The 23,798-nt window shown below is 45.2% G+C and carries 18 protein-coding genes; 12 read left to right on the forward strand and 6 right to left on the reverse strand.

Going from position 1 to position 23,798, the window contains the following annotated elements:
- Positions 1–44: 44 nt before the first annotated feature.
- Positions 45–179 carry a hypothetical protein gene (locus tag QUA90_RS04460; protein WP_333444027.1) on the reverse strand — a complete coding sequence of 45 codons (135 nt, stop codon included), beginning with the start codon at positions 177–179 and terminating at the stop codon, positions 45–47.
- Between the two features lie 12 nt (positions 180–191).
- On the opposite strand from QUA90_RS04460, the gene QUA90_RS04465 reads away from it, so the two are divergent.
- The 3 genes from QUA90_RS04465 (at position 192) to QUA90_RS04475 (ending at position 5,773) form a co-directional block, all read left to right on the forward strand.
- Entirely contained in the window at positions 192–1,487 is a 1,296-nt protein-coding gene (locus tag QUA90_RS04465; RefSeq protein ID WP_333444029.1) for a TldD/PmbA family protein, read from the forward strand.
- Between the two features lie 149 nt (positions 1,488–1,636).
- Complete coding sequence (locus tag QUA90_RS04470; protein ID WP_333444031.1) at positions 1,637–2,593, forward strand: GDSL-type esterase/lipase family protein; 957 nt, start codon at positions 1,637–1,639, stop codon at positions 2,591–2,593.
- A gap of 366 nt (positions 2,594–2,959) precedes the next feature.
- A complete protein-coding gene (locus QUA90_RS04475) occupies positions 2,960–5,773 on the forward strand; it encodes a chloride channel protein (RefSeq protein WP_333444033.1) in 2,814 nt (937 codons plus the stop codon).
- Between the two features lie 77 nt (positions 5,774–5,850).
- Here QUA90_RS04475 and QUA90_RS04480 read toward each other — a convergent pair whose 3' ends face one another.
- Positions 5,851–7,362 carry an FAD-dependent oxidoreductase gene (locus QUA90_RS04480; protein ID WP_333444035.1) on the reverse strand — a complete coding sequence of 504 codons (1,512 nt, stop codon included), beginning with the start codon at positions 7,360–7,362 and terminating at the stop codon, positions 5,851–5,853.
- A gap of 101 nt (positions 7,363–7,463) precedes the next feature.
- Here QUA90_RS04480 and QUA90_RS04485 point away from each other — a divergent pair, with 101 nt between their 5' ends.
- From QUA90_RS04485 to QUA90_RS04500, 4 genes are all read left to right on the forward strand, one after another.
- Positions 7,464–8,309 carry an ABC transporter permease gene (locus QUA90_RS04485; RefSeq protein ID WP_333444037.1) on the forward strand — a complete coding sequence of 282 codons (846 nt, stop codon included), beginning with the start codon at positions 7,464–7,466 and terminating at the stop codon, positions 8,307–8,309.
- Between the two features lie 111 nt (positions 8,310–8,420).
- Positions 8,421–9,272 (forward strand): ABC transporter permease, encoded by an 852-nt coding sequence (locus tag QUA90_RS04490; protein WP_333444039.1) that lies wholly within the window; start codon positions 8,421–8,423, stop codon positions 9,270–9,272.
- 51 nt (positions 9,273–9,323) lie between these two features.
- Positions 9,324–10,385, forward strand: a complete 1,062-nt coding sequence (locus tag QUA90_RS04495; RefSeq protein ID WP_333444041.1) for a spermidine/putrescine ABC transporter substrate-binding protein — start codon at positions 9,324–9,326, stop codon at positions 10,383–10,385.
- Between the two features lie 221 nt (positions 10,386–10,606).
- Positions 10,607–11,695 (forward strand): ABC transporter ATP-binding protein, encoded by a 1,089-nt coding sequence (locus tag QUA90_RS04500; protein WP_333444149.1) that lies wholly within the window; start codon positions 10,607–10,609, stop codon positions 11,693–11,695.
- 165 nt (positions 11,696–11,860) lie between these two features.
- On the opposite strand, the gene QUA90_RS04505 is transcribed toward QUA90_RS04500, so the two are convergent.
- Positions 11,861–13,948 (reverse strand): thioredoxin domain-containing protein, encoded by a 2,088-nt coding sequence (locus tag QUA90_RS04505; protein ID WP_333444043.1) that lies wholly within the window; start codon positions 13,946–13,948, stop codon positions 11,861–11,863.
- A gap of 127 nt (positions 13,949–14,075) precedes the next feature.
- Here QUA90_RS04505 and QUA90_RS04510 point away from each other — a divergent pair, with 127 nt between their 5' ends.
- The gene (locus QUA90_RS04510; RefSeq protein ID WP_333444045.1) at positions 14,076–15,650 is read left to right on the forward strand and encodes an outer membrane protein assembly factor BamB family protein; all 1,575 of its coding nucleotides are present in this window, start codon (positions 14,076–14,078) and stop codon (positions 15,648–15,650) included.
- Positions 15,651–15,828: 178 nt separating this feature from the next.
- Here the strand turns inward: QUA90_RS04510 and QUA90_RS04515 are convergent, their stop codons facing one another.
- Positions 15,829–16,026: a hypothetical protein gene (locus tag QUA90_RS04515; RefSeq protein WP_333444047.1), complete on the reverse strand. Its 198-nt coding sequence runs from the start codon at positions 16,024–16,026 to the stop codon at positions 15,829–15,831.
- Between the two features lie 1,237 nt (positions 16,027–17,263).
- Here QUA90_RS04515 and QUA90_RS04520 point away from each other — a divergent pair.
- The 4 genes from QUA90_RS04520 to QUA90_RS04535 all read left to right on the forward strand — a co-directional run bounded on the left by QUA90_RS04520 (position 17,264) and on the right by QUA90_RS04535 (position 21,632).
- Positions 17,264–17,929, forward strand: a complete 666-nt coding sequence (locus tag QUA90_RS04520) for a PEP-CTERM sorting domain-containing protein (RefSeq protein ID WP_333444049.1) — start codon at positions 17,264–17,266, stop codon at positions 17,927–17,929.
- A 259-nt stretch (positions 17,930–18,188) separates the two neighbouring features.
- Complete coding sequence (locus tag QUA90_RS04525) at positions 18,189–18,929, forward strand: PEP-CTERM sorting domain-containing protein (RefSeq protein ID WP_333444051.1); 741 nt, start codon at positions 18,189–18,191, stop codon at positions 18,927–18,929.
- A gap of 1,199 nt (positions 18,930–20,128) precedes the next feature.
- The gene (crtA, locus tag QUA90_RS04530) at positions 20,129–20,965 is read left to right on the forward strand and encodes a cyanoexosortase A (protein ID WP_333323685.1); all 837 of its coding nucleotides are present in this window, start codon (positions 20,129–20,131) and stop codon (positions 20,963–20,965) included.
- Between the two features lie 169 nt (positions 20,966–21,134).
- Entirely contained in the window at positions 21,135–21,632 is a 498-nt protein-coding gene (locus tag QUA90_RS04535) for a 2TM domain-containing protein (protein WP_333444053.1), read from the forward strand.
- 363 nt (positions 21,633–21,995) lie between these two features.
- Here the strand turns inward: QUA90_RS04535 and QUA90_RS04540 are convergent, their stop codons facing one another.
- Together QUA90_RS04540 and petJ are read right to left on the reverse strand one after the other, a co-directional pair.
- Positions 21,996–23,003, reverse strand: coding sequence for a CHAD domain-containing protein (locus QUA90_RS04540; protein WP_333444055.1), 1,008 nt, complete (start codon positions 23,001–23,003; stop codon positions 21,996–21,998).
- 403 nt (positions 23,004–23,406) lie between these two features.
- The gene (petJ, locus tag QUA90_RS04545; protein WP_333444057.1) at positions 23,407–23,745 is read right to left on the reverse strand and encodes a cytochrome c6 PetJ; all 339 of its coding nucleotides are present in this window, start codon (positions 23,743–23,745) and stop codon (positions 23,407–23,409) included.
- Between the last annotated feature and the right edge of the window lie 53 nt (positions 23,746–23,798).

Here is a 23,798-nt window from a genome sequence, read left to right on the forward strand (position 1 = left end):
TCAGTCCCAGACCCGCGAGGCCTATGCTCTACGAGCATCTCATGTTACTGAGAAAGGCTATAACTAATGCCAACTGCCAACTGCCAACTGCCAACTGCCAACTGCCAACTGCCAACTGCCAACTGCCAACTGCCAACTGACAACTGCCAACTGCCAACTGCCAACTGACTAATTACCAACCACCGACAACAATGACCAATCACCAATCAGCAGAACAACTGTTAGAACTAGCCACCAAAGCAGGTGCAGAAGCTGCTGAGGTATTGGAATCGCAATCGCTCTCACGGCCGGTCTTTTTTGAAGCAAACCGCCTCAAACAGCTAGAAACTGCCCAAGCAGAAGGCATTGCACTGCGGCTGTGGCGGGATGGGCGGCCGGGTTTGGCGGTGGCCTACGGGCCCGTGGAACTGCAAATTTTGGTGGACAGGGCGATCGCGCTTTCGCAACTTAACGAACCGGAAACCATCGAACTCGGCACCGGTGAGAAAGTTGTTTATCCCGATCGCGGAGTGTCGGTGCCGGCCGAACAGCTAGTAAACTGGGGCAAAGAGGCGATCGCGATCGTCCGCGAAGCTTATCCCGAAAGCCTCTGCACCGCCGAACTCGACTGCGAAATCGAAAGCACCCGCTTGGTGAACACCAGAGGCTTGGATTCGAGTCACACCGACACCACCCTCAGCGGTTACTTGTCAGCAGAATTAGTGCGGGGAGAAGATTTCCTCAACATTTGGGAAGGCGAAACCGAACGTGGCACCCTCGACTTAAACACGAGCGCCAAGCGGGTTTTGCAGCGTTTAGAATGGGCAAAAGATAATGTTGCTCCCGCCACGGGCCGCGTGCCGGTGCTATTTACAGCCAAAGCAGCCGATTTGCTGTGGGGGACTGTCTGTGCGGCGTTGAACGGCAAACAGGTACTCGAAGGCGCTTCGCCTTGGAACGATCGATTAGGCCAACAAGTGACATCGCCGCTTGTCACCCTCTCGCAGCAGCCGGATATCGGGCCCTATAGCTGTCCGTTTGACGACGAAGGCACTCCCACTCGGGCGATCGTCTTTATCAACAGCGGAGTGTTGCAGCTATTTTATACCGATCGCACCACCGGTCGAGCCTTGGGCAGTGGCACCACCGGCAACGGATTTCGCCCTGGTTTAGGCAGCTATCCGACGCCGAGTTTGTTCAATATTTTGATTAAGCCAGGTTCGCTTTCGCTAATCGATTTAATCGCTAAATTAGACGACGGAATTGTAGTCGATCAAATGCTTGGTGGCAGTGCTGGAATTTCCGGCGATTTTTCAATTAATGTCGATCTGGGCTACCGAGTCAAAAAAGGTCAAATAGTCGGCAGAATCAAAGACACAATGGTAGCTGGCAATGTCTACAACGTCCTCAAACAATTGGTAGAATTGGGAGGAGACTCCGAGTGGAACGGTTCTTGCCAAACACCGTCTCTAATTGTAGAGGGATTGTCCGTCATCGGCAAGAATTAAAGTCAGTTGTCTGTTGGCAGTTGGCAGTTTTCAGTTGTTAGTTGTCATCAATGATCCGTTAACAGTCAACAGTCAACAGTCAACAGTTCCCTATTTCCAATTCCCACTTCCTAATTCCCAATTCCCAATTCCCAATTCCCACACATAATATGCGTATTTGTTTTATCGGCGATTCTTTTGTAAACGGTACTTGCGATCCCAAATGTCTCGGTTGGACAGGACGGATTTGCGCGGCCGCTTGCGGACAAGGACACGATATTACCTACTACAATTTAGGAATCAGGGGAGAAACCAGTGCCGATATAGAAACTCGTTGGTTCAACGAAGTTTCTCGCCGCTTACCTCACTACGGCGATGGCAGAATAGTATTTTCCTTTGGCGTCAACGACACTTACCGAGAAAACGAAAAAAATCGCATAGAAGTTGAAAAATCAATTGAAAATGCTCGCTGTATTCTCACATCAGCCCAAGAAATATTTCCAGTATTAATGGTAGGGCCACCGCCAGTTATCGATAGCGATCGCACAAGCCGGATTGCCAACTTATCCGAACAGTTTGCCCAAGTTTGCAACGAGTTAAATGTGCCTTATTTAGATGTTTGCACCCCGCTGCAAAACTCGGAAATTTGGCATAAAGAACTTACCGAAAATGACGTTTCCCATCCCCGCGCCGCCGGTTACGCTGAATTGGCGAAAATAGTTCACAATTGGGACGGTTGGAAAGCTTGGTTTAAAAATATCAATATATCAGATCAAGAGACAGTAACGCTGTTCCGAGCCGTCGGCAAAAAAGAAATGGAACTGATTAAAGAAAGCGATTTTCTGGCATTTCCGCCACGCTTATCCTTTCAGCCTACTTTTTATCCCGTACTTCACAAAGCCTATGCCATACAAATCGCGAGAGATTGGAATACAAGAGATGCAGCATCGGGATATTTCGGCTATGTCACGCGCTTTCGGGTGGCGACTGAATTCTTAAAAAAATATCCAGTTCAAAATGTGGGCAGTTCGATTCACCAAGAATATTGGATTCCTGCCGAAGAATTGGCTCAATTTAATCAAAACATTGTGGGCAAAATAGATATTTTTGCGGAATATCAACCCTAAACTCGGAGCTAACTATGCTTGAATTTAATCAATTTTCAGTAGTGAGTTTTGACTGCTACGGCACTCTGAGAGATGGGGAAAGGGGAATAGTGCTAGTCTTGAGACAATTGCTGTCAAGTCACGAGATATATTTTGGTAAATCGCAGACACGAAAAAACAGGATTTTGCGCGACACTGCCGGCCAGCGGCCAGCCTGATTTAGAAGTGCCGGATTTAAAAACACTGGTGGAGGCTATAAGGTAAAAAAATCGCAGATTGATATCAAATCCGGTAGCATCGGAATTACAACAGATTTTAGGTAAGTATCGAAGGATTTTTCGCTAAAGTGCGATCGAGCAGACAATTCTCAGGTCATCTACGCTATTTATGCCGTACATAACTATCCCTAAACAATTTAGGGAACCTTCCAGGGTCATCAAATCTCAACTTTTTTTACGGCCGAAACGCCTAGCCATTTTTGAAGCTTGTCTGATAGGTTTAATTTCAGGGCTGGCTGGGGTTTTGCTCAAATCAGGAGTTGGATGGCTTGGCAGTTGGCGAGTTGCTACCTCGACATTAATTCCAGCTTGGATATTGCTTCCGGCTGTCGGTTTATTGGGCGGGTTGCTGACAGGTTTCTTGGTAGAGCGTTTTGCTCCAGAAACTGCCGGCAGTGGCATTCCTCACGTCAAAGCTGCTCTCGGCGGAGTCAATCTTTCCTTAGATTTGCGAGTAGCTGTCGCCAAACTTCTGACGACTATTTTAGCAGTTGGTTCCGGTTTAACTTTAGGCAGGCAAGGCCCGACTGTGCAAATAGGAGCATCTTTGGCCGGCTGGATAGGTCACTTGATGCCAACTTCCCCAGACTACCGCAGACAATTGATTGCTTGCGGTGCTGCGGCCGGATTGGCTGCTGGTTTCAATGCTCCCATTGCAGGAGTTTTGTTTGTAGTTGAAGAACTACTGCACGACGTTTCGGGATTGACTTTAGGGACTGCAATCATCGCTTCATTTATCGGTGCAGTTGTCTCGCAGCTTTTGGGCGGTGATAGTTTAAATTTGAACCTTCGCGAGTACCAAACCAGTTTTGATGCTCAGGAAATCCCCTTTTATATACTGTTAGGAGTTTTAGCGGGATTGCTGGGAGCTTTGTTCACCAAAGGGATTATTGCTAGCTTGCAATTTAACAGGCGATCGCTCAAATTAGCTTTGCCTGTGCGAATGGCTTTAGCTGGCATAATCTGCGGTTCAGTAATAGCTTTTCTTCCAGCAACTTTCCGCGATAATACGGGTTTACGGGAGTTTATGCTGACCGGTGAAGCAAGCGGGATAACGAGTTTAATTGCTTTTGTAGCTCACTTTTTTCTGACAATTATTTCCGCTGCTTCTGGAGCTCCGGGAGGATTGTTTTCCCCTGCCCTAGTTATGGGTTCTGCACTCGGTCACATGGTGGGAATTGTGCAGGCAGATTCCCTGGGTGTCGGTTTGCCGGTAACTTACGCTTTGGCGGGAATGGGAGCGTTTTTTTGCGCGGTTTCTAGGGCGCCGATTACTGCGGTAGTGATTGTGTTTGAAATTACGGCGGATTTCAAATTAGTGCTGCCTTTGATGATCTGTTCTGTAGTTGCTTATTTGGTCGCGGAAAAGGTGGACAGTGGCTCTTTGTACGATCGCCTTTTGGAGTTTAACGGCATTCAACTGACAAAGGCAAAAGCTGCGAGCAATACTTTGAGCGACTTGCACGCAGATGACGTGATGCAGCGCCGAGTTGAAACTCTTTCGAGTCTGCTGACTTTCGATGAAGTGATGCAGGCTTTTTCGCGATCGCACCACCGAGGATTTCCAGTAGTTGAAGATGGCAAATTAGTGGGAATTGTCAGTCAAACCGATTTGGCAAATGCCAGCGGGCGCAATTTGTCCGGCAACTCCCTGCTTAAAGAATTTATGACTGTACAGCCGATCGTAGTCAAAGCAAGCGATACTTTAAGCGAGGTATTGTACAGGCTCAACAACTACAATATCAGCCGTTTGCCAGTGGTAGAAGGTCGGCGTTTGGTGGGAATTATTACCCGCAGCGACATTATCCGAGTTGAATCCGATCGCCTCAGCGGAGAAACAACCCAGGGCCCGCATCCAGAACCTTCCTATGTTGTCTATCAAACCAGAGCTCCGCAAGTCGGAAACGGCCGCTTATTAGTGCCGCTTTCCAACCCCCAAACAGCACCCGCTTTGCTGCGGCTGGCGGCGGCGATTGCGCGCGATCGTAATTACGAATTAGAATGCCTGCAAATCATCATAGTACCGCGCAACAGTTCCCCCTCAGAAAGCGCAGTGCGGACAACCAAAAGCCGCCGCCTGCTACAACAAGCAGAGCGAATAATTCGCAATTGGAACTTGCCGGTACACACCCAAATACGGGTAGCTCACGACGTGCCTAACGCGATTTTGGAGACAATAAAGGAGCGGCATATCGATTCAATTTTGATGGGCTGGCAAGGCGAATTTTCCACAAAAGGACGCATTTTTGGCGATGTGGTGGATACCGTAATTCGGCAAGCAGGCTGCGAGGTTATTTTGGTGAAGTGGAGCGAAAAACTATTAGCAACACGCAAGAAAAATGAGTTTTCCCCCATTTTCAGCGGGCGAAAATATACGTCTATTGAATGGGAATTCAATACCGAAGGAGTTGATGGTGCAGATAATCCCGCATTGGCGATATCCTCAGATCCATCAGCGACTCCAGAGACGGAACTTTCCCCGCCGAATTCAGACCTTCCAGGGCCAGAATTGGGACTGCACACGCTGATGGGTTTGCATCGCTGGTTGGTGCCTATTCGCGGCAGTTACAAGCAAGCTGCGGCTTTGCGGCTGCTACCTGCTTTGGTGGCTGCGAGTGCTGTACCGGAGATTAAATTGTGTCAGGTTCATCAGCCTTCTGTTGCAGAACCCGATCGCGGAGAATTAAAGCAAGCGGCGGAGTTTATCAAGCGCCGGGTTAGCTGTTCGATAATAGCGACTTCGGTTTGCGCTAAATCGGTTTCTGATGCTTTAATTGATTTGGCTCAGAACGATCAGTGCGATGCGATCGTCCTGGGAGCGAGCCGTGAAGGGCTGCTGAAGCAGGTGATTCACGGGAATATCCCGGAAGCTGTGGCGCGCGGGTGCGACTGTACAGTGATTTTAGTGCGATCGGCCTCTTAGCTAACCAGACGGGAATCCCCCTTCTTCCTGACATCCGTTAAATGCCTTACCGCATCCGTTGCCGAATTTCCTTATTCTTATGGCAGCCAAAAATCGGGAATGAAAGTTTTAGTCAAACTGCGAGTAAACTGATTAATCTTTCTCCCGATTTGAATGTGCGGTTCGTCAGCTTCCACGGGAATAATTGCCGCTTTGTTTCCGATTCCGAAACGCGAAATTACCAAATTGGCAGCCTCCAAACCAGTAACATAAGCCTTTTCCTGCGACCAAGAACCGTGGCGGGTCACAACCCAATCGCCACTCATGAATACATTATCATAACTTGTTACCGCAGGCAACAAATACTGATAGCTGCCAGGAGCAAAATGCGTCACCGCCCGCGACAGCCGAATCGCGCTGCTGTCAATTACTTGGGCCTCCCCAAAAGCGGGGATGCAAGTGGCTAAATCCCGCTGAACTAAGGAAACAATTTCCTCATCTTTCAGGGGAATTAATTGATTGGCGTGATAAAAATCAGCTTCCACAACTGTTCCCGGTTCGTCTCGAAATTCGTCGTGCAAAGCATTCAAATCAAAAAACGTCCAGCCTGTAGTTGAACTAAATCCAAAACAGGCATTAGAAGGCAGTGGAATGTCAATTTTTCGGTCAAACCACAGGCGAACAGCTAACACGTCAACTGCACCCAAATTCATCGCGTCCCGAAACTCTTGCCGACTTTGCAAAGCAGGGCTGCTGCTGATTATTTTTTGCATTCCCGTGACGCCAACTGCAAAAATAACAGCATCTGCAGCGAAGGTTTCTTCGCCACAAACAACGCCTGTTGCTTTGTTGTGGCTGTCAACTACTAAGTCAGTAACTCGCCGCTGAGTCAATACTTTTGCCCCTAGTTTTTCCAGGCAATCGACCCAGGGACGAAAGATTTTTTCTCCGACAGTTCCGCGACACCAAACTACATCAAAATCCGGTTGGTGGGCTAATATGAAATAATAAAGCATTCCCAAAGCTGCGGCGGCAGAACATTGTTCTCCGGGTGCAAATAAACCTACTAATAACATCGGCTCAAAAGCATCGCGGTACAGTCTTGCAGAAACGCCAAACTGTTTGAATAGTTCGCGGGCTGTGACGCGATCGTACCTGCGCCAAGCTTCGTCGGAATTGTCGAAATCTAGGACGGCATAGAGTAAGGGCAAGGCTGAAAGCCGATCGACTAATGGCAGTCTTTTAAATCTGGTATAAAGAAAGGTTCCTAACGGTGTGGGAAGGCGCGGTTCGTCCTGAAAAATCGGCGATTCTACTTCCAATCCGGCGGGTGAATACTGACAAGAACGAGTCCAAGGCGTGAAGGGATCTAGTCCTAATTCCTTGACTAAGGAAAAGATATTTTTGTAGGGATACCAGAAGCCATGAATCCCAGCTTCTACGGAACGCCCGCCGGCGGTTTTCCACCCTGCAACTAAGCCACCCGGATAAGGGCCTGCTTCTAGCAGGGTGACATCATAGCCTTGCTGTGCTAGGTGATAGGTAGCGCCTAAACCGGCCCATCCTGCACCGACGACGACTATTTTTGGGGTTGACGATTCTGCTGACATTGCGTACCTCTGGATAATTTATTAATGATGACATAATTCATAAAATCCGGATTTGATATAAAATGTGTTGGATTATGTGCTAAATTTCGCTTGAGTGAATAATGAGTGTCAAAAACCGCCAGCAAACAAACCTGTTGCTGCTCTTATTTCCCGCTACGGCATGGCTGATGGTTTTCTTCATTTTGCCCGTGCTAATTGTACTGTTGTACAGTTTTTTAGAACGCGGTACTTACGGCGGCGTTACTTGGATATTTACTCTCAGCAACTACCAGCGTTTGTTCAGTGGACTTTTCTTAGGAGTAATTGGGCGATCGCTCTGGCTGGCTTTTCTAACAACAGCCACTTGCTTGTTAGTTGGCTATCCCCTAGCATTCTTCATCGCCACCCGTTCTCCTCGCTGGCGAAATGCTTTGCTTTTGCTGGTAATTATTCCATTTTGGACTAATTTTTTAGTGAGAACCTACGCCTGGATCATACTGCTGCGTAGCGAAGGAGTAGTTAACACAGCCTTGCAAAGCCTGCAAATTATTAGCGAACCGTTAAACTTGCTTTTTACGCCTTTCGCTGTGGCGATCGGTCTTATTTACGGCTATTTACCTTTCATGGTTCTGCCTTTATATTCTAGCATAGAACGCTTCAATTTTTCATTAGTAGAAGCCGCTCACGATTTAGGTGCAAATGATATTCGCACTTTTTGGCGCGTATTTTTACCCTTAACAACTCGCGGTATTGTTGCAGGCTCGATTTTAGTTTTTGTTCCCGCTGTCGGCGCTTTCATCACACCGGATATATTAGGTGGTTCTAAAACAGTAATGGTGGGAAATTTGATTCAGAATCAGTTTATGAGATCCCGCGATTGGCCTTTTGGTTCGGCGCTTTCTATGCTATTGACGGTAATCATATTGATTCCGGTGTTAATTTACTTCCGCGTGTCTGACGAAACTTAAACAGGTAGATTGAGATTTACAGTTGGGTGGGGGACCGGTTTATGAGATTATTGGTCTTAGGCACAGATTGTCTGTAAAATCCGCCCCTACAGGCTAACCTATTATGGACTAATGACTAAACTAGATTTACTCGTGCGGGCGATCGGCAAAAAGTGGCTTTGGGTACAAGCTGTACTAGCATTTGCCTTTCTTTACTTGCCAATTCTCATCTTAATTATTTACTCCTTTAACGCCTCCAGATTCAATGCCGTTTGGCGCGGCTTTACCCTCGATTGGTACCGCAGTTTGTTTAGCAATGCAGGCGCGACGATTGCTACGAGTAGCAGCGCCGGAATCTGGACAGCGCTCAACAACAGCTTGCTAATTGCAGCTATTTCGACGGTGTTAGCAAGCATTTTTGGTACAATGCTCGCGCTAGCACTTGAACGCTTTCATTTTCCGGGGCGCAAAGCAGTAGAAGCTTTACTGTTTTTGCCGATTATTATGCCCGAAATTACGATCGGCATTTCGCTGCTAGTTTTCTTTACCCTAGTATTTCGGATCGTAGAAAATCTTACAGGAATTCGCCTGAATCTCGGCTTACCTACCGTAATTATAGGTCACATTGTCTTTAATATTTCCTTTGTGACTATTACTGTTAGGGCGCGTTTGGCGGAACTAGATCCCCAATTAGAACAAGCAGCTTTTGACTTAGGCGCTAACGAATGGCGGGCTTTTTGGCGCATCACTCTCCCTCTGATTTGGCCCGCTATTTTCAGCGCGGCACTGCTGGCTTTTACTCTGTCGCTGGACGATTTTGTCGTGACATTTTTTACCACCGGCGTCGGTTCCATGACGCTGCCATTATTTGTTTATGGCATGATAAAATTTGCAGTTACGCCAGCGATTAATGCCATTTCAACTTTGATGTTGTTGGCTTCCTTGTTGCTGGTTGTATCATCGTTAAAAGTTCAGAAAAGTTAAAAAAATTGCTTTCTGTGTCATAATTATTGTCGTCTGCAACTAACACAACCTATGAAACGCCTGCTGACTTTCCTACTTTTGTTTGTGATGAGTGCAACCGTGGCTTTCGGCTGTAGCCCCACAGGTGGCAACCAGCAGCAAGTGCTCAGCATTTACAATTATGCAAGTTATATCGCCCCAGAAGCGATCGCCCAATTCGAGAAAGAGAACAATGTTAAAATTCAATACGACACTTTCGAGAACAGCGACGCACTCTATGCCAAACTCAAACAGGGAAACCCCGGTTACGACTTAATATTTCCTGCCGATTACATGGTGAAAATCATGACCGCAGAAAATCTAATTGAGCCGCTGAATTTAAACAATATTCCCAACAAAAAAAAACTCGAGCCTAAGTTTATCAATCAAGCTTTTGATCCGGGAAATAAATATTCCCTGCCCTACCAGTGGGGAACCATGGGAATTGGCTACAACGTGAAAACAATCCAGGGAGAAATTAACAGTTGGGCGGCGATGTTTGACCCAAAATATACCGGAAAAGTCGCGTGGCAAGACGATGCCAGATACACATTTGCAGGAGTTTTAATGTATTTAGGATTTGACCCAAATACAACCAATCCTGAAGAGATTAACAAAGCCCGCGATTTGCTGATTAAAAGTAAAAATATCATTGCAGCTTTTGTCCCCGACACTGGGCAAAATATGCTAGATCAAGGAGAAGTAAATTTGACAATGGAATGGAGTGGCGATATTTTCCAAGTGATGACAGAGAATCCTAATATCCGTTACGCTATTCCCAAAGAAGGAACAATCATTTTTTCGGACAACATGGCTATTCCCAAAGGTGCGGCCCACAAAGAGTTAGCGGAGAAATTTATTAACTTTATTTTGCAGCCCGAAGTCGGCGCCCAAATTTCCAATTTTACCCACTTCGGATCGCCCAACAAAGCAGCAATTGATCAAGGTTTAATTGACCCGAAAGATTTGAAAAATCCTCAAATTTACCCGCCGACTGAGGTGTTTGACAAAATGAAATTATTGGAGGATGTCGGGAAAGCAACCGCATTGTACGATCGAGCTTGGACTGAAGTTAAAGCAGGGGCCGGAAAGTAGATATAAAACAGGTTTCTGCCCGGGCTGGTTTACTTTAATTTTTAGTTTGTATTGGAGTTGCACCATTCTCAAAAACAGGCAAGATGCCTGTTCCACAAAGAATAAATTTCTTGTGGAACGGGCCGGAGAGCCCGTTCCTAAACCAGTAATTGAGAATGGTGCAAGATATCAGTTTAACCGGACTAAAGCTCAGATTTTTATTACTCAGACATACTAACACAATGCACGCCGTCGAAGTTTTAGAAGTTTCCAAAATATTTAAAAGTGCCCGCAGTAAAGATTTCTTAGCTGTAGACAACATCAACCTGCAAATTTACGATCGAGAATTCTTTTCTTTACTCGGCCCTTCCGGCTGCGGCAAAACTACAACTTTGCGAATGATTGCCGGTTTTGAAATTCCCACAGCGGGCGAAATTTACATTCACGGCCAACCGATGCAAAATCGCCCGCCATTTCACCGCCCAGTAAATACGGTATTTCAAAACTATGCTTTATTTCCGCACATGACAGTAGCACAAAATGCGGCTTTTGGGTTGGAAATGGAGAATTTGCCTCAGAAAACAATTCGCGATCGCGTTGCTGAAGCCTTAGCATTAGTACAGTTAACCGAGGTAGGAAAACGCTATCCCCGCCAACTGTCAGGGGGACAGCAGCAGCGAGTAGCGCTAGCAAGAGCATTAGTCAAACAGCCGTCTGTTTTGCTCTTGGATGAACCCCTAGGAGCGCTGGATTTAAAATTGCGTAAAGAGATGCAATTAGAATTAAAAAAAATGCAGCGAAAATTGGGAATTACGTTTATTTATGTAACTCACGATCAGGAAGAAGCACTAACGATGTCGGACAGAATTGCAGTGATGGATGGAGGAAAACTGCAACAAGTTGGGACGCCTGTTGATATTTATGAATATCCTAAAACGCGGTTTGTTGCTGATTTTATTGGCGACAGCAATTTTTTAAGTGGTCGAGTAGTAGAAAAGCAAAACGGTAAAATAATCGTGTTGATTGACCAGCAGTTAGCCGTGTTAGTTGCGACTGCAGAAGATATGCCCGCTGGGAAAGTTGTTACCCTGGTGTTGCGACCCGAAAAAGCTGCTATTTATCCGGCTAATTATGATGATGAAAATAGCTGGCCGGGAATAGTAGAAGAGGCTATTTATATTGGCACTGACACGCGCTATACGGTGCGGTTGACTGCTAAAAGTTCGATCGCCCTTCGCCGACAAAACTTGCACAGAGATGACTTGCAGCGATACCAAGTCGGCGACAGCGTTCGAGTTGCCGTGCCCCCGGAAAGTATTTGCATTTGTTGACACTCAAGCGGACTGAAGCCACTGAGATTCTTTGGAAGATTGAGGGGCAGACTGAAGATGGGATTCCTTCCCGGTAGGAGATAATATACTTCTTCCTTCTGCTTCCTCCTTCTTCCTTCGCGTTTTTCGCGTCTTCGCGGTTAAATAATATAGACAGTATTGGTACTAAACCCGCGTTTGACTTTGCAAAATTTCCTCCAACAGCCTCTCTTGACTTTTCGCCGGTTCCTTGCAAGTCAAACACTCGCAAACTAACCCGATAACACCTTCAGGCAGATCAGCCTCAATCTGACATACAGCAGTCGGATAATACTGCGAAATTAAGCCAGAAATTCGATCGGGAGTCGTGCGAATCAGGGTAGAATGCTGATACCAGTCGATCGCCGAAAGTAGACTCGGACAAGCTTGCGGAGCATCTTGTACAATACTGCTGAAAGCTTGCAAACCTTGCTCCGCGCGATCGAGATATTCTAAATTCGGGCCCAACAGCGCGAGGCGAACCAAAGAGGCGATCGCAATTCCATTCGCCGCCGGAGTTGCATTGTCTATATAGCTGCGTTCCCGCACCAACAAATCTCCGCTAGCATCCTTAGCAGTATTGTAATATCCTCCCAATTCCACGCTCCACAAAAACTCATCAAACTCTTCTTGCACCTGCACAGCTTTCTCCAACCAAAACTGAGAATTCGGCAACTGTTGTGCCTCTTCCCCATTGCCTAAAGTCAAACTCGCTTGATGCAAATCCAACAAAGCTTTCACAAACAAAGCATAATCTTCCGACTGCGCGGTAACAGCAGATTGTCCGTCATAATTCAACCGCTGAAACCGCCCATCCGTCCACTGATTGTCTAACATAAAATTAGCAGCTTTCACAGCTAATTCCAGATATTCCAAATTTCCAAACACAGCCGCAGCGCGGGCTAAACCCGAAATCATTAAGCTATTCCAAGCAGCAATCATTTTCGTGTCAGTAACGGCGGGAATTCTACCCGGCCAACTGTCGTTTTTAGCTTCTTGATTGTTGCGGGCTGGCGGAAAGGTTTTTACAGTATCGGGATTGCCACCGTAGCGAACAGCAAAAAGTTTAGCCAAAGCCGTTTCTACCGTGTCGCTCAGTTTTCCGGGATGGCGGCGCTGCAATACATTTTGACCTTCAAAATTGCCGCTGCGACTAACAGTAAACTGTGCTTTAATTTCCGTTAATTCCTCAGCAGTTAATAGTTGTTCCAGTTCGGCATAAGTCCAGACATAAAATGCTCCCTCTTCCGGTTCAACTTCCTCAGAAGTGTTAAAGCTGTCCGCATCCTGTGCAGCATAAAAATAGCCTGTTGGCGCGGTCATTTCTCGCTTCAACCATTCTACTGTCCCCGCGATCGCAGTTTCAAAAGCGGGTTCTTGTATTCCCGCGCTCCACAAATTCGCTAAATACTCAACAATTTGGCCGTTGTCGTAGAGCATTTTTTCAAAGTGTGGCACAGTCCAAGTCGCATCAACCGTATAGCGGTGAAATCCGCCTCCTACGTGGTCATAAATGCCGCCCAATGCTAAGTCTAATCCGCGCTGAGTGCAGACTTGTTTGCTGTCGTATTTTGATTCAAAATTAAATCGCGTTCCCCGCAGTGCTAGCTCAGCATAAGGTATCATCGGAAAACTGGGGCCGGGGTTGCTGCCCGCAATAATTCCGGTGTTGAGTTCTAAGCCTTTTTGGAAGAGTTCGCGATTTAATTCGGCGGTTACTCCTGACAGCGCTGCTGACTGTTGGAGGTTGCCTAAAATCTCTGCTTTGAAGGCTTCTACTTTGCCTTTTTCTGTGTCGTAAAAGCGGCGAATTGCTTGCAAAACTTCTAAAAATCCCGGCCGTCCATAGCGCGGTTCTACAGGGAAATAAGTGCCTCCGTAGAAGGGAACTCGCTCGTCTGGAGTGAGAAAAACGTTGAGTGGCCAACCGCCTTGACCGGTCATCATTTGCAAGGTTTGCATATAAATGCTGTCGATATCCGGGCGTTCTTCGCGATCGACTTTTATCGGTATAAAATGCGAATTCATGTATTGGGCGATCGCGCGATCGGAAAATGCTTCCCCTTCCATCACCGTGCACCAGTGGCAGCTAGAGTAGCCAATTGACAGGAAAATCGGTTTATTTTCGCTTCTGGCCGTTTCTAGGGCTTCGTCGCACCAGGGCCACCAGTCGATCGGATTTTCGGCGTGTTTCCGGAGGTAAAGGCTTTGGGATTGAGCAAGACGGTTGACCATAATCAAATCCACTTTAACTCGTGCTGAGTAAGCTTGTCAGTTCTATAGCAGTTTAGCGCGAGATGTTTTAGTTGAGTTGTTGCTGATAATTATGTTTTAATATTATGGCTGATTATCTCGATCTAATATGAGCTTATCATCTCGGAGAACCTTCAATCAACACCTAGGAAAATTTTTGCTGAGTGCTGCTGTTCCTCCTGCTGTTCTCAAACTGAGCCAAACTGAATCCTCGGAGCAAGCTTTATTAGACACTAATCTTAACAATCTTCTGGCTAAAGCAGACCCAGAAATAGAATTATTAGTCCCGACCTTTTTAGGTAACGACAAGCGTCGGTTCTACGGCAGAGGTGTTCCGAAAAGCTTGAAGTTAATCGACAAATTTCAACTAGGCGGCGGCCGGACTTTTCTGGGAAAGCGGTCTGTAGTTTGGAGCGGTGCCGGTTGGACAGGACAGCCGACAATTACCAGAGACGGGGGAAAAACTTATTTAATTATAGGTGCTTATGACCACAATTTGCGAAAAATAGATATTGCTACTAATAAAGAAGTTTGGCGCTATAAATTTGATGATGTAATCAAAGGTTCATCAACAATTTATATCGATCAAAAAGCTAGCGCCGAAAACAGAATTGTGATTTTGCAAGGCAGCCGCAGCGGCGGTGGTGGCAAAAGTGTCGTGCCGAGTTTTAGGGCAATATCTTTTAGAACTGGCAAGGAACTTTGGAAATTGGACATCAGGAAAACGCCCAGCTACAGCCGCGATAATGACAGCAGCGCTTTGGACATCGGCGGTGGAGTTTTGTTCAATGCGGGGGAAAATGCGATCGGCTATTTTCTCGATAGTTCCACAAGCAATGCAAAAATCAAACAAGGCATCAAGCAGCCAAATATCTTGTCGGAAGTACAGCTTTATGCAGCAGCAGATATCAGGAAGCACGGCGGCAACTTGGTAGCAGAATCATCGCCATCAAGGCTCAAAGATAGAATATTTATAGCTGCTGGTTCCGGTCATATTTACGGTATTAGCATTGCCACTAAAAAGATAGTTTGGGATTTCTATACTGGTTCAGATTTGGATGGAAGTGCTGTAATTTCTAAATCAGGGAAACTGTTTTGTGCCATTGAAAAACAATACATTCAGGGCAACGGCGGAGTGCTGAAGCTGAATCCGAATAAAGAACCGAATGCCAGTGTCGAATGGTTTTTGCCTACCGGAAATCGCCGACTTTCTAGCTGGGAAGGTGGGATAATTGGCTCGATCGCGTTGAACGACGAGTACAATTCAGGGGAGTTTCCGGCGCTGTTTGCTACAAATGCGCTCGACGGCAATTTGTACATCGGTTCCCAAGATATGATTACAGGTAAAAAAACTTTTGTGCCTTGGCGAAACCAGTCTTACGATACTCCGGTAATAGTATTTAAAAAAGCGATTGGTTCTTCAATTTCGACTCCGATTTTTACCGATGGCAATAAACTGATCAGTGCGGGATACAACGGTGTTTATTTGTTTAATTTGAATTGGGAACGAGCGAAGTCGGGGGATCAGAATGCTTTGAAAAATGCTAAAGGGGAGTTTTACCGTTTGAAAGTAATAGAATCGGGGAGATTTAAGCCGGGTTTGTCATTTGAGGCGACGCCTGTAGTTTGGGACGGAATTGTGAGGATTTGCGCGAGGGATGGCTGGATGTATACTTTGGGTTAGTTATTGGTATGTTGTACCTGGATCGGGAACAGGCAAGATGCCTGTTCCACAACAGAGTCTACTTATTGTGGAACAGGCATCTTGCCTGTTCTTAAAATGGTGTTGAAATCGGCCACCTATTCCTACCTGCGCTTTAACTGCGGTGAGAGAAATAATTTCGGAAATTATCGGAAACTCGTTATGGCAACTCCTGAAACTCAAATAAGTCCAGTTTACGGTTGAGAGGATGCTCAAGGTATTTTACAGCTTGCGATCGCGCGCCGACAGGATGAAGGGGAATTATCCAGATTGCACCTTTTCGAGATAGCAGCGGAATTGGGCATTTCCGAACAGGATATTGTGGCGGCCCAATAGCAATGGTTAAGCTGAAGCGCATTTAAATTTGACTATCAAATTCAAGCAAATTCTTGTGGGGTGGGCGTCCCGCCCGCCCAAAAATACAATTTAGATGCGTAACAGCTTAGCAACTAGAGGAGAATTTCAAGAAAAACAGGTTTTTAACTCTTTTTTTTGATGACAAGCTACTCAAACCTTTACTGCGTAAACTCTTTCTACTTGCTTGTCACGCCGTTAAATCTTGGCATCAAGCTTTTTGCGAAAAATAATATTAACCAATTTTTAGCGAAAGCAGACCCAGAAATAGAATTATTAGTCCCAACATTTTTAGATAACGACCACCGCGCCTTCTACGGTAGACGCAGGGCTGTTTCATTCTCTTGTAGGGGCTGCCCCAATCCCACCAAATGCCTAACAAATTCTGGATGGGTCGGCATTCTTGGCACGACCCGTACAAAAGGCTGGTTTTCCCTAGGGGCAATCCCCCCGTGGTTGCCCCGAAACAGCCCCGACGGTAAAGGTGTTCCCAAAACCATGTCCCAGAAAGTCGAGTCGTCCCTTTAGTCGGTCAAAGTTCCGGCGTCACAGATAATAACGAGCACCGAAACCATTGGTCTCTAAATTGAGATGTTGCACCATGATCAACAAGCCTGTTTTGGGCGGCCTCTCCTGCCCACCCCCTACTTCCCACAAGAAAACTCATTCTTTGTGGAACGGGCCCCAAAGCCGGTTCTTGGTAATGGTGCAATATATAAGTCTAAATTGCGCTGGTTGCCGAATCCGAAAGCGAGAATCGACGCACCGAATATGATCCAAGATTTTGTCCTGAGTTATAGCCCACATTCCGCAGTTTCCACTGTCACCATCGGTATTTACTTATTTTTACCCCGCTATCAAGCTCTCACTTAAACTTTTCTACCGTACATTAACGGATAAAAAACTTTTGAAGGGCATAAATTAGAGCTTTAAAACACTTTTATCAGTAATTCTGCTGTGTGAAAACCCAGGTTAGGAAGGTGGGTTATAGCTTTTTAAAAGAGAGAAAAGTCAGGACTAAAATCCGGATGGCAGCACCCCTATTTTTTGATGCACGCCATAGGAAATAGCTAGCTAGAAGCCATCAATTTAGGCATTTTGCCTAAATCCAATCAGCTTATTCCCAATCTTCATCGAATCTTTATCAAACCTACTTGCATTAACCTGTGCTTTGCTTTAGATTGAATATGTGAAGGAAAAAAACCTGCTTCCAGTCAACTTAAAAAATAAAGGTATCAACCATGAAATTCCAATTAAACTTAGTCAAATCTATTTTAGCTGTTGCCGGTGTCGCCGCTGTTAGTGCAGTCTCCGCAGCACCTGCCTCTGCCTTCAGCTTTGGTAATATCACTGGTGGCGATACGCCGGGAGATGCCTATGTAAATAGCTTTTCATTTGACGTAATCGACGAAGGTACATCAGTTCTTTTTAACATCTTCAACTCGGGAAATACTGCTGCCTCTAGTATGTTTATCGGTAAAGTTCTGTTTGATGATAATGGCTATCTGTCTAATGCCGAGGCTAACATTAATAACACTGGGAATGTAGCCTTTACTGGTGGTGCTAGTAGCGATCAATTGCCTCAAGGTGGTACTGGCTTCACCACAGACTATGCATTCACAAGAGATAATGGTGGTGGTAATAAATGGGCTGTCCAAGGTAGCGAAAGTTTGGGAGTGAGGTTTACTGGAAATTATGCTAACGTAGTTTCCGCTTTGAATACCGGTGCCTTAAAATTAGGTTTGCACGTTCAAGCCTTACCCAATGGTGCAAGCGATTCTTACATCAGCAGCACTAGCAACACTGAAGCTACTCCTGAACCTTTAACAATGCTTGCTGCTGGAGCCGCTGTTGGGTTTGGTACTATGTTCAAAAAGCAACGCGCTCAGGCTCAAAAAGCTGAATAGGCGATCATTTGAACTGGTTTTCGATTCTGGCTTGATGCCACACTGATTATTTTATGTTCGAGCTAAAAACCTGGTTTCACCAAGAAACCAGGTTTTTTATTTTGTTATTTAAAGCAGTAGAAGAGGGCTGTTAAGACTCTAAGATTGCTGAAACCTTTAATCTTAATCTACAAATAATCTACAAAGCATTTTTCCAATCTTCATCGAATCTTTATCAAACTTACTTGCATTAACTTCTGCTTCGGTTTACATTGAATATGTGAAGGAAAAAACCCTGCTTCCACTCAACATAAAAATAAAGGTATCAACCATGAAATTGCAATTAAACTTAGTCAAATCTATTTTAACTGTTGTCGGTGTCGCTGCTGTTAGTGCAGTCTCCGCTGCACCTGCCTCCGCCATCAGCTTGGCACCTACATCCGCCTTCAGCTTTGGTAATATCACTGGTGGCGATACGCCGGGAGATGCCTATGTAAATAGCTTTTCATTTGACGTAATCGACGAAGGTACATCAGTTCTTTTTAACATCTTCAACTCGGGAAATACTGCTGCCTCTAGTATGTTTATCGGTAAAGTTCTGTTTGATGATAATGGCTATCTGTCTAATGCCGAGGCTAACATTAATAACACTGGGAATGTAGCCTTTACTGGTGGTGCTAGTAGCGATCAATTGCCTCAAGGTGGTACTGGCTTCACCACAGACTATGCATTCACAAGAGATAATGGTGGTGGTAATAAATGGGCTGTCCAAGGTAGCGAAAGTTTGGGAGTGAGGTTTACTGGAAATTATGCTAACGTAGTTTCCGCTTTGAATACCGGTGCCTTAAAATTAGGTTTGCACGTTCAAGCCTTACCCAATGGTGCAAGCGATTCTTACATCAGCAGCACTAGCAACACTGAAGCTACTCCTGAACCTTTAACAATGCTTGCTGCTGGAGCCGCTGTTGGGTTTGGTACTATGTTCAAAAAGCAACGCGCTCAGGCTCAAAAAGCTGAATAGGCGATCATTTGAACTGGTTTTCGATTCTGGCTTGATGCCACACTGATTATTTTATGTTCGAGCTAAAAACCTGGTTTCACCAAGAAACCAGGTTTCTTAGTATCTGATAGCGCGCCACCGTTAAAACCCCGGACTTGGAAGCTGATTTCAAGGGAGCATCTCATATTTGTTGTAAAAACACTTCTTCTGGCTCCTTCCTTCTGACTCTTTCCTCCTAGCTCCTGGCTCGAATTTCTAGCTTGGCTGCTTTCATTGAGATGCTCCCTATCTCAGTCAAATCACCCCTAGACAGCGCATTTAAGAACTACCGTAAAGCTGTTTATGAAGAATTTCCCTATAGCAATCCTTGCAGAAGTCGTAAATTTTTTACCCCACCCCGAACCCCAGGACTGTTTCGGGGCAACCACGGGGGATTGCCCCTACGGAAAACCAGGCTTTTGTAGGGGCCGTGCCCCTGTGCCCGCCCCCACCCACAGATGATTTCATGGGCATTTCAGGCATCGGGGCTCTTCACGAGGGTTTGCCCCTACAAGAAAATGACACAGCCCTGCCCCGAAGCAGCTCTGAGGAAGAAATTCACAAATGATTTAGGATTGCTATAAAGATACTGAGATTCTTGAAAAGCAGAGAATCACCATTGAGCATGGCTCGAACTCTAACTCGCTCAGCCTTATTTACTCAAACCTCAGTGTCACACCATGGGCGGCCCTAATTGTGTTTACTCTCAAGAAATCCAAGCCTGATTGAGGCTACTTATTTTTAATTTTTGTTGATTAACTCCCTTTTTAGTATTTGCTTACGGGGGCAAAGTAAGTAAGCGCTAGGCATCCAATCAATCAGTTCTAGTAGCAGTCTTTTCAATAGGTGTCCTAATGCTGAGCTATGCGTTGCATCTGAGTCTCACCATTCATCAAATTTCAGAGTGTTTACTAACCTCATCTCAAAGATTTACGGCGATTAACATCCTCTGAGTCCTTTCCGTAGGAGAGGTTTAAGCTACTGAGTTGTCCACCTCCCGTACTATTTTTATGATATGATGTAACAATAGCCTGGACTGTTTTTAGTTCGTAGTCTGAAACCCTCGATTTTTCGTGGGTAATTTGATTGCCGAATTGCCTTGAAACCCTTATTCTACGGTTGACAATCAAAAACTGTCCGCAGTATTGCTCTCCTCAATCAACTAATAACTAATATCTAAAATGTTCAAGAGAAAACTTTTTTGGCTCATCATTATCGCCACAGCTTTAGTAACTCTGAATATGACACTCCTGTGGAAACTGGACGATATTGCTCATTTTTGGATGAGTATAGTTTTTTGGTGCGCTGTGGGTTCCCTACTTTGGGACAACCAGGATATTCTCAAACAGAGTGACATAAAAAGTGACCTATTATCGACAATAGCAGGGACGCTATTAATAGCTTTTATTCTCTTTCAAAGTGCTGTAGTTTCGAGTAAATTCGATCCTTTTTTAAGACTTGCACCTTTTTTGTCTGGTTTAGGTTTGAGCCTAATTGCGGTAGGTTTTCAGAACTTAAAACTATATTGGCGTGAATTGGTAATACTATTTTTTCATGGCACCCCCAGTGTCCTTACGTTACCTTTCGTGGATTTTGTTACCTCACTTACTGCTAAATTTGCTCATTATTCTTTGTGGTATGTCGGTTTTGATGTAACACGCGACGGTAATTATGTTGCTTTGCCAACAGGAAGGGTGTTGGTAAATGGGGGTTGTTCGGGTATAGAGGCAATGAATTACTTATTAGGTTTAGCTGTAATTTGTTTGTTGATGTTTCCTACTAAACAAAATAAGGCTTTGGTAATAGGTGTCGCGGTCATTTTGGGTTTTATTATTAATGTTTTTCGAGTGGCGGGAATGGCTTTGTTAGTTGCATCTAATCGCCTAGACTTGTTTAAATATTGGCATGAGGGTGAAGGTTCTTTAGTCGTGGGAATGATTGCGGTGATTTTGTTTGGGATATTTTATCAGTTTATGTTGAAACGAGATAGCAAACTTAGTCACAGTTCTGGAAATTAATTAGTTGCAATTTGGGGAAATATATCGGTTCTTCGATTTCCCCTCCCATAGTCAGGAGTCTCACTCACTCAAATGTCCGGGTGTTGAAATCCGCCAATGTCACTACCTGTCGTTTAACTGCGTCTATATCTATGATAGAAAGGATGTCAGGAATTATCGGAAACCTGTTATGGCGACAAATGAAAGTCAAATAAATCACATTTACGGTTCAGAGGATGCTCAGGGTATTTTACAGCTTGCGATCGCGCGGCGACAGGATGAAGGGGAATTATCCAGAGTGCAGCTTTTCGAGATTGCAGCGGAATTGGGCATTTCCGAACAGGATATTGTAGCGGCGGAACAGCAATGGTTAGCAACTAGAGGAGAATTTCAAGAAAAGCTGGTTTTTAACTCTTACCGTCGTCGCAAATTGCAGAAAAATGTGACCAAGTACGCAATTATCAATACTTTTCTAGTTTTGTTTAATCTAGCAGGTTGGCACGAGCTTTCTTGGTCACTGTTCATTTTACTCACGTGGGGCTTGGGATTGTCGCTGAATGCTTGGAATGTTTATCAAACTGAAGGGGAAGATTACGAACAAGCGTTTCAGCGGTGGCGGTTGAAGAAACAAGTGGGAGAGTCTATTGGTACTGTGACGAATAAGTTTATGAAGTGGTTGCAGTCGTGATTTGGTATGGTAAAAAACGCTATCGTCTTTTCTTTTACTTCACCTGGTGAAGTAATTCGGATTTTAACTCGTTATATCAATTCCGGTTACACCGGAATGATTGTTGATTGTTGACTGTAGAAGGAGGAGTCGAAAAACTGAATATGTGAGTGTTAACTGTTGACTCGATTTTATGATTCTGATGCAACCGGAAACGATATTACTGGAAAGAATAATTGTTAAGATTTTTTCTTGAACCTATCCCAAAGCGCGATCGCCCTTTATTGAGTTACACAATGAAGGACACTGCAATGCCGTGTCCCTACAAATATCCCTCTTTTAGTCCCTCCCGCCAGTCGATCGCATTCTCTGGGCCCGAAAAACCTAACTTTCCTGGGGCAACTTTCCATTAACAGCATCTTTAACCACAGGATGAATTAAAGCAGATCGCAAACCTTGCCGAATTTCCGAACTCAAATACCGGCGCTGCAAAACCTGCCATTTTTGCCAAGCTGCATAGCGATTTTCGGCCAACAAACCAGCCAACTTCGGCAACTCTTTTTTCAGATCGCGATCGACAAAATCTGTCAGGAACTCGCCTAAAACTTCACTGTCTTGAATATCGCCCAAACATTCCTGAATAGCTTTCACATCTTCGACATAAACTTCGTAAGTCTCGCTGTAAAAATCCCCAAACAGATTCATCAAATAGCGAACTCGCTTAGCTTGCTTCCGCAAATCGTGCAGAATAGTTCCCTCGGCTGCTAACTTCTCTTCGACAGCCTCAGCATTTAAATCATCAACAACTTTAACTTTACCATCCTCATCTTCCGTGCCCAACAGCCAAGCCGGATGCAGGAAAAACTCACTGACTTGAGGTAACAGTAAATCTGGCAAAACCTCACCAATTGGCAAATGTTCGATCGCCTGAAACTTCGGTTTTTCCAGCCAATCCTCGATCGACTGCTTCAGCGATTCGTAGCTTTTGTGCTCTAAAATCGCCCTCACCCCTTTCAAAGCCCGGTGGCGCTGTTTGAGCAAATTCAACAAAGCCTTATCCAAAACTTTCTGTTCGTCAGTCGGCAAATTCGGGTAATAGCGGTTTTGGAGACTTTCGAGCATCACATCCAAATCCCTGAGCGTTCCCAGAATCCGCCCCACCTTACCAATTTTACGTTCAGAAGCCTCTTTTGGCCAATCTAAAACTGGAGCAAAACCAGTCACAGCAGATCGCAAACGTCTCAATCCCACGCGCATTTGATGAAGTTCTTCCGCGTCTTTGTCTTTGATAACTTCAGCCTCGTGCGCTACACTTTTGCGGAAATATTTCTCAATCGCCCCAGATGCAGCGTCTCCGAGAGTTTTAACTTTTGCTGATGTTTTTACGTTCATGGCAGGTGTAGATTCCCGATCCCCGATTGACTTTAATTTGGATTTCAAGGCTTTGCTAATAAGGGGTTATATCCTAGCACACACTTTTAATTTAGGAAGCGCCCCACCATAAATCTTAATATAAAGTGCTTGACAATTTATACAAAATCAGAATTTAGCAATCTTCAATTCTTCAATTCTTCAATTCTTCAATTCTTCAATCCAAAATCTAAAATCTAAAATAAAATGTCCCTCCCTCGCCCTGGAACTCATAAAAATTGGATTTCTGGCGCGCTTTTCCAAATAGGTTAAGATCGCTGCCAACCGATGTTTATTCGCCAAAGGGTGAGAGAGGGTGCGATCGGGAGGACAAGTTTTAAATTAAATCAAACCCGCCCAGGCTGCCCGACTTCAAAGAGGCAGTTTAGCCTTTCCAGTCTTTCTCAGATTGTTCGAGCACGTAGGTTGCTACATCCTCGATTTGTTCGGGCTTCAACTTGGCGCCGAAAGCAGGCATAGCATTTTTGCCCTTAGTTACCTGAGTGGTAATAGCTTCCAGAGAATTCATACCGTACTTCTCAAGAGCATCCTTTTTCAAGGTTTTCATTGCCATAACCACGTTGCCGCCACCGATGTGACAAGCAGCACAGTTCGAGCTAAAGATTTTAGCTCCTTTAACAGCATCTCCTGCCAAAGCAGGGCGGCCAAAGCCGACGGTAAAAATTGCGAACGCTAACAGGGCGATCGATAAGAGTCTTTTCAACGCAGTTCTCCTCTAATGGACACGCAAAGGGTGATTCTTTAGATATTTTACCT

Origin of the sequence: Microcoleus sp. D3_18_C4 (genome assembly GCF_036702355.1) — a bacterium.
Classification (GTDB): domain Bacteria; phylum Cyanobacteriota; class Cyanobacteriia; order Cyanobacteriales; family Microcoleaceae; genus Microcoleus.

Coding starts and splice junctions, on each gene's coding strand:
- QUA90_RS04505 (WP_333444043.1), bottom strand. CDS start 13,948: ATGGTCAACCGTCTTGCTCAATCCCAAAGCCTTTACCTCCGGAAACAC.
- QUA90_RS04480 (WP_333444035.1), bottom strand. CDS start 7,362: ATGTCAGCAGAATCGTCAACCCCAAAAATAGTCGTCGTCGGTGCAGGA.
- QUA90_RS04500 (WP_333444149.1), top strand. CDS start 10,607: ATGCACGCCGTCGAAGTTTTAGAAGTTTCCAAAATATTTAAAAGTGCC.
- QUA90_RS04465 (WP_333444029.1), top strand. CDS start 192: ATGACCAATCACCAATCAGCAGAACAACTGTTAGAACTAGCCACCAAA.
- crtA (WP_333323685.1), top strand. CDS start 20,129: ATGTTCAAGAGAAAACTTTTTTGGCTCATCATTATCGCCACAGCTTTA.
- QUA90_RS04520 (WP_333444049.1), top strand. CDS start 17,264: ATGAAATTCCAATTAAACTTAGTCAAATCTATTTTAGCTGTTGCCGGT.
- QUA90_RS04515 (WP_333444047.1), bottom strand. CDS start 16,026: ATGCGCTTCAGCTTAACCATTGCTATTGGGCCGCCACAATATCCTGTT.
- QUA90_RS04510 (WP_333444045.1), top strand. CDS start 14,076: ATGAGCTTATCATCTCGGAGAACCTTCAATCAACACCTAGGAAAATTT.
- QUA90_RS04495 (WP_333444041.1), top strand. CDS start 9,324: ATGAAACGCCTGCTGACTTTCCTACTTTTGTTTGTGATGAGTGCAACC.
- QUA90_RS04540 (WP_333444055.1), bottom strand. CDS start 23,003: ATGAACGTAAAAACATCAGCAAAAGTTAAAACTCTCGGAGACGCTGCA.
- QUA90_RS04490 (WP_333444039.1), top strand. CDS start 8,421: ATGACTAAACTAGATTTACTCGTGCGGGCGATCGGCAAAAAGTGGCTT.
- QUA90_RS04535 (WP_333444053.1), top strand. CDS start 21,135: ATGGCGACAAATGAAAGTCAAATAAATCACATTTACGGTTCAGAGGAT.
- QUA90_RS04475 (WP_333444033.1), top strand. CDS start 2,960: ATGCCGTACATAACTATCCCTAAACAATTTAGGGAACCTTCCAGGGTC.
- QUA90_RS04485 (WP_333444037.1), top strand. CDS start 7,464: ATGAGTGTCAAAAACCGCCAGCAAACAAACCTGTTGCTGCTCTTATTT.
- QUA90_RS04470 (WP_333444031.1), top strand. CDS start 1,637: ATGCGTATTTGTTTTATCGGCGATTCTTTTGTAAACGGTACTTGCGAT.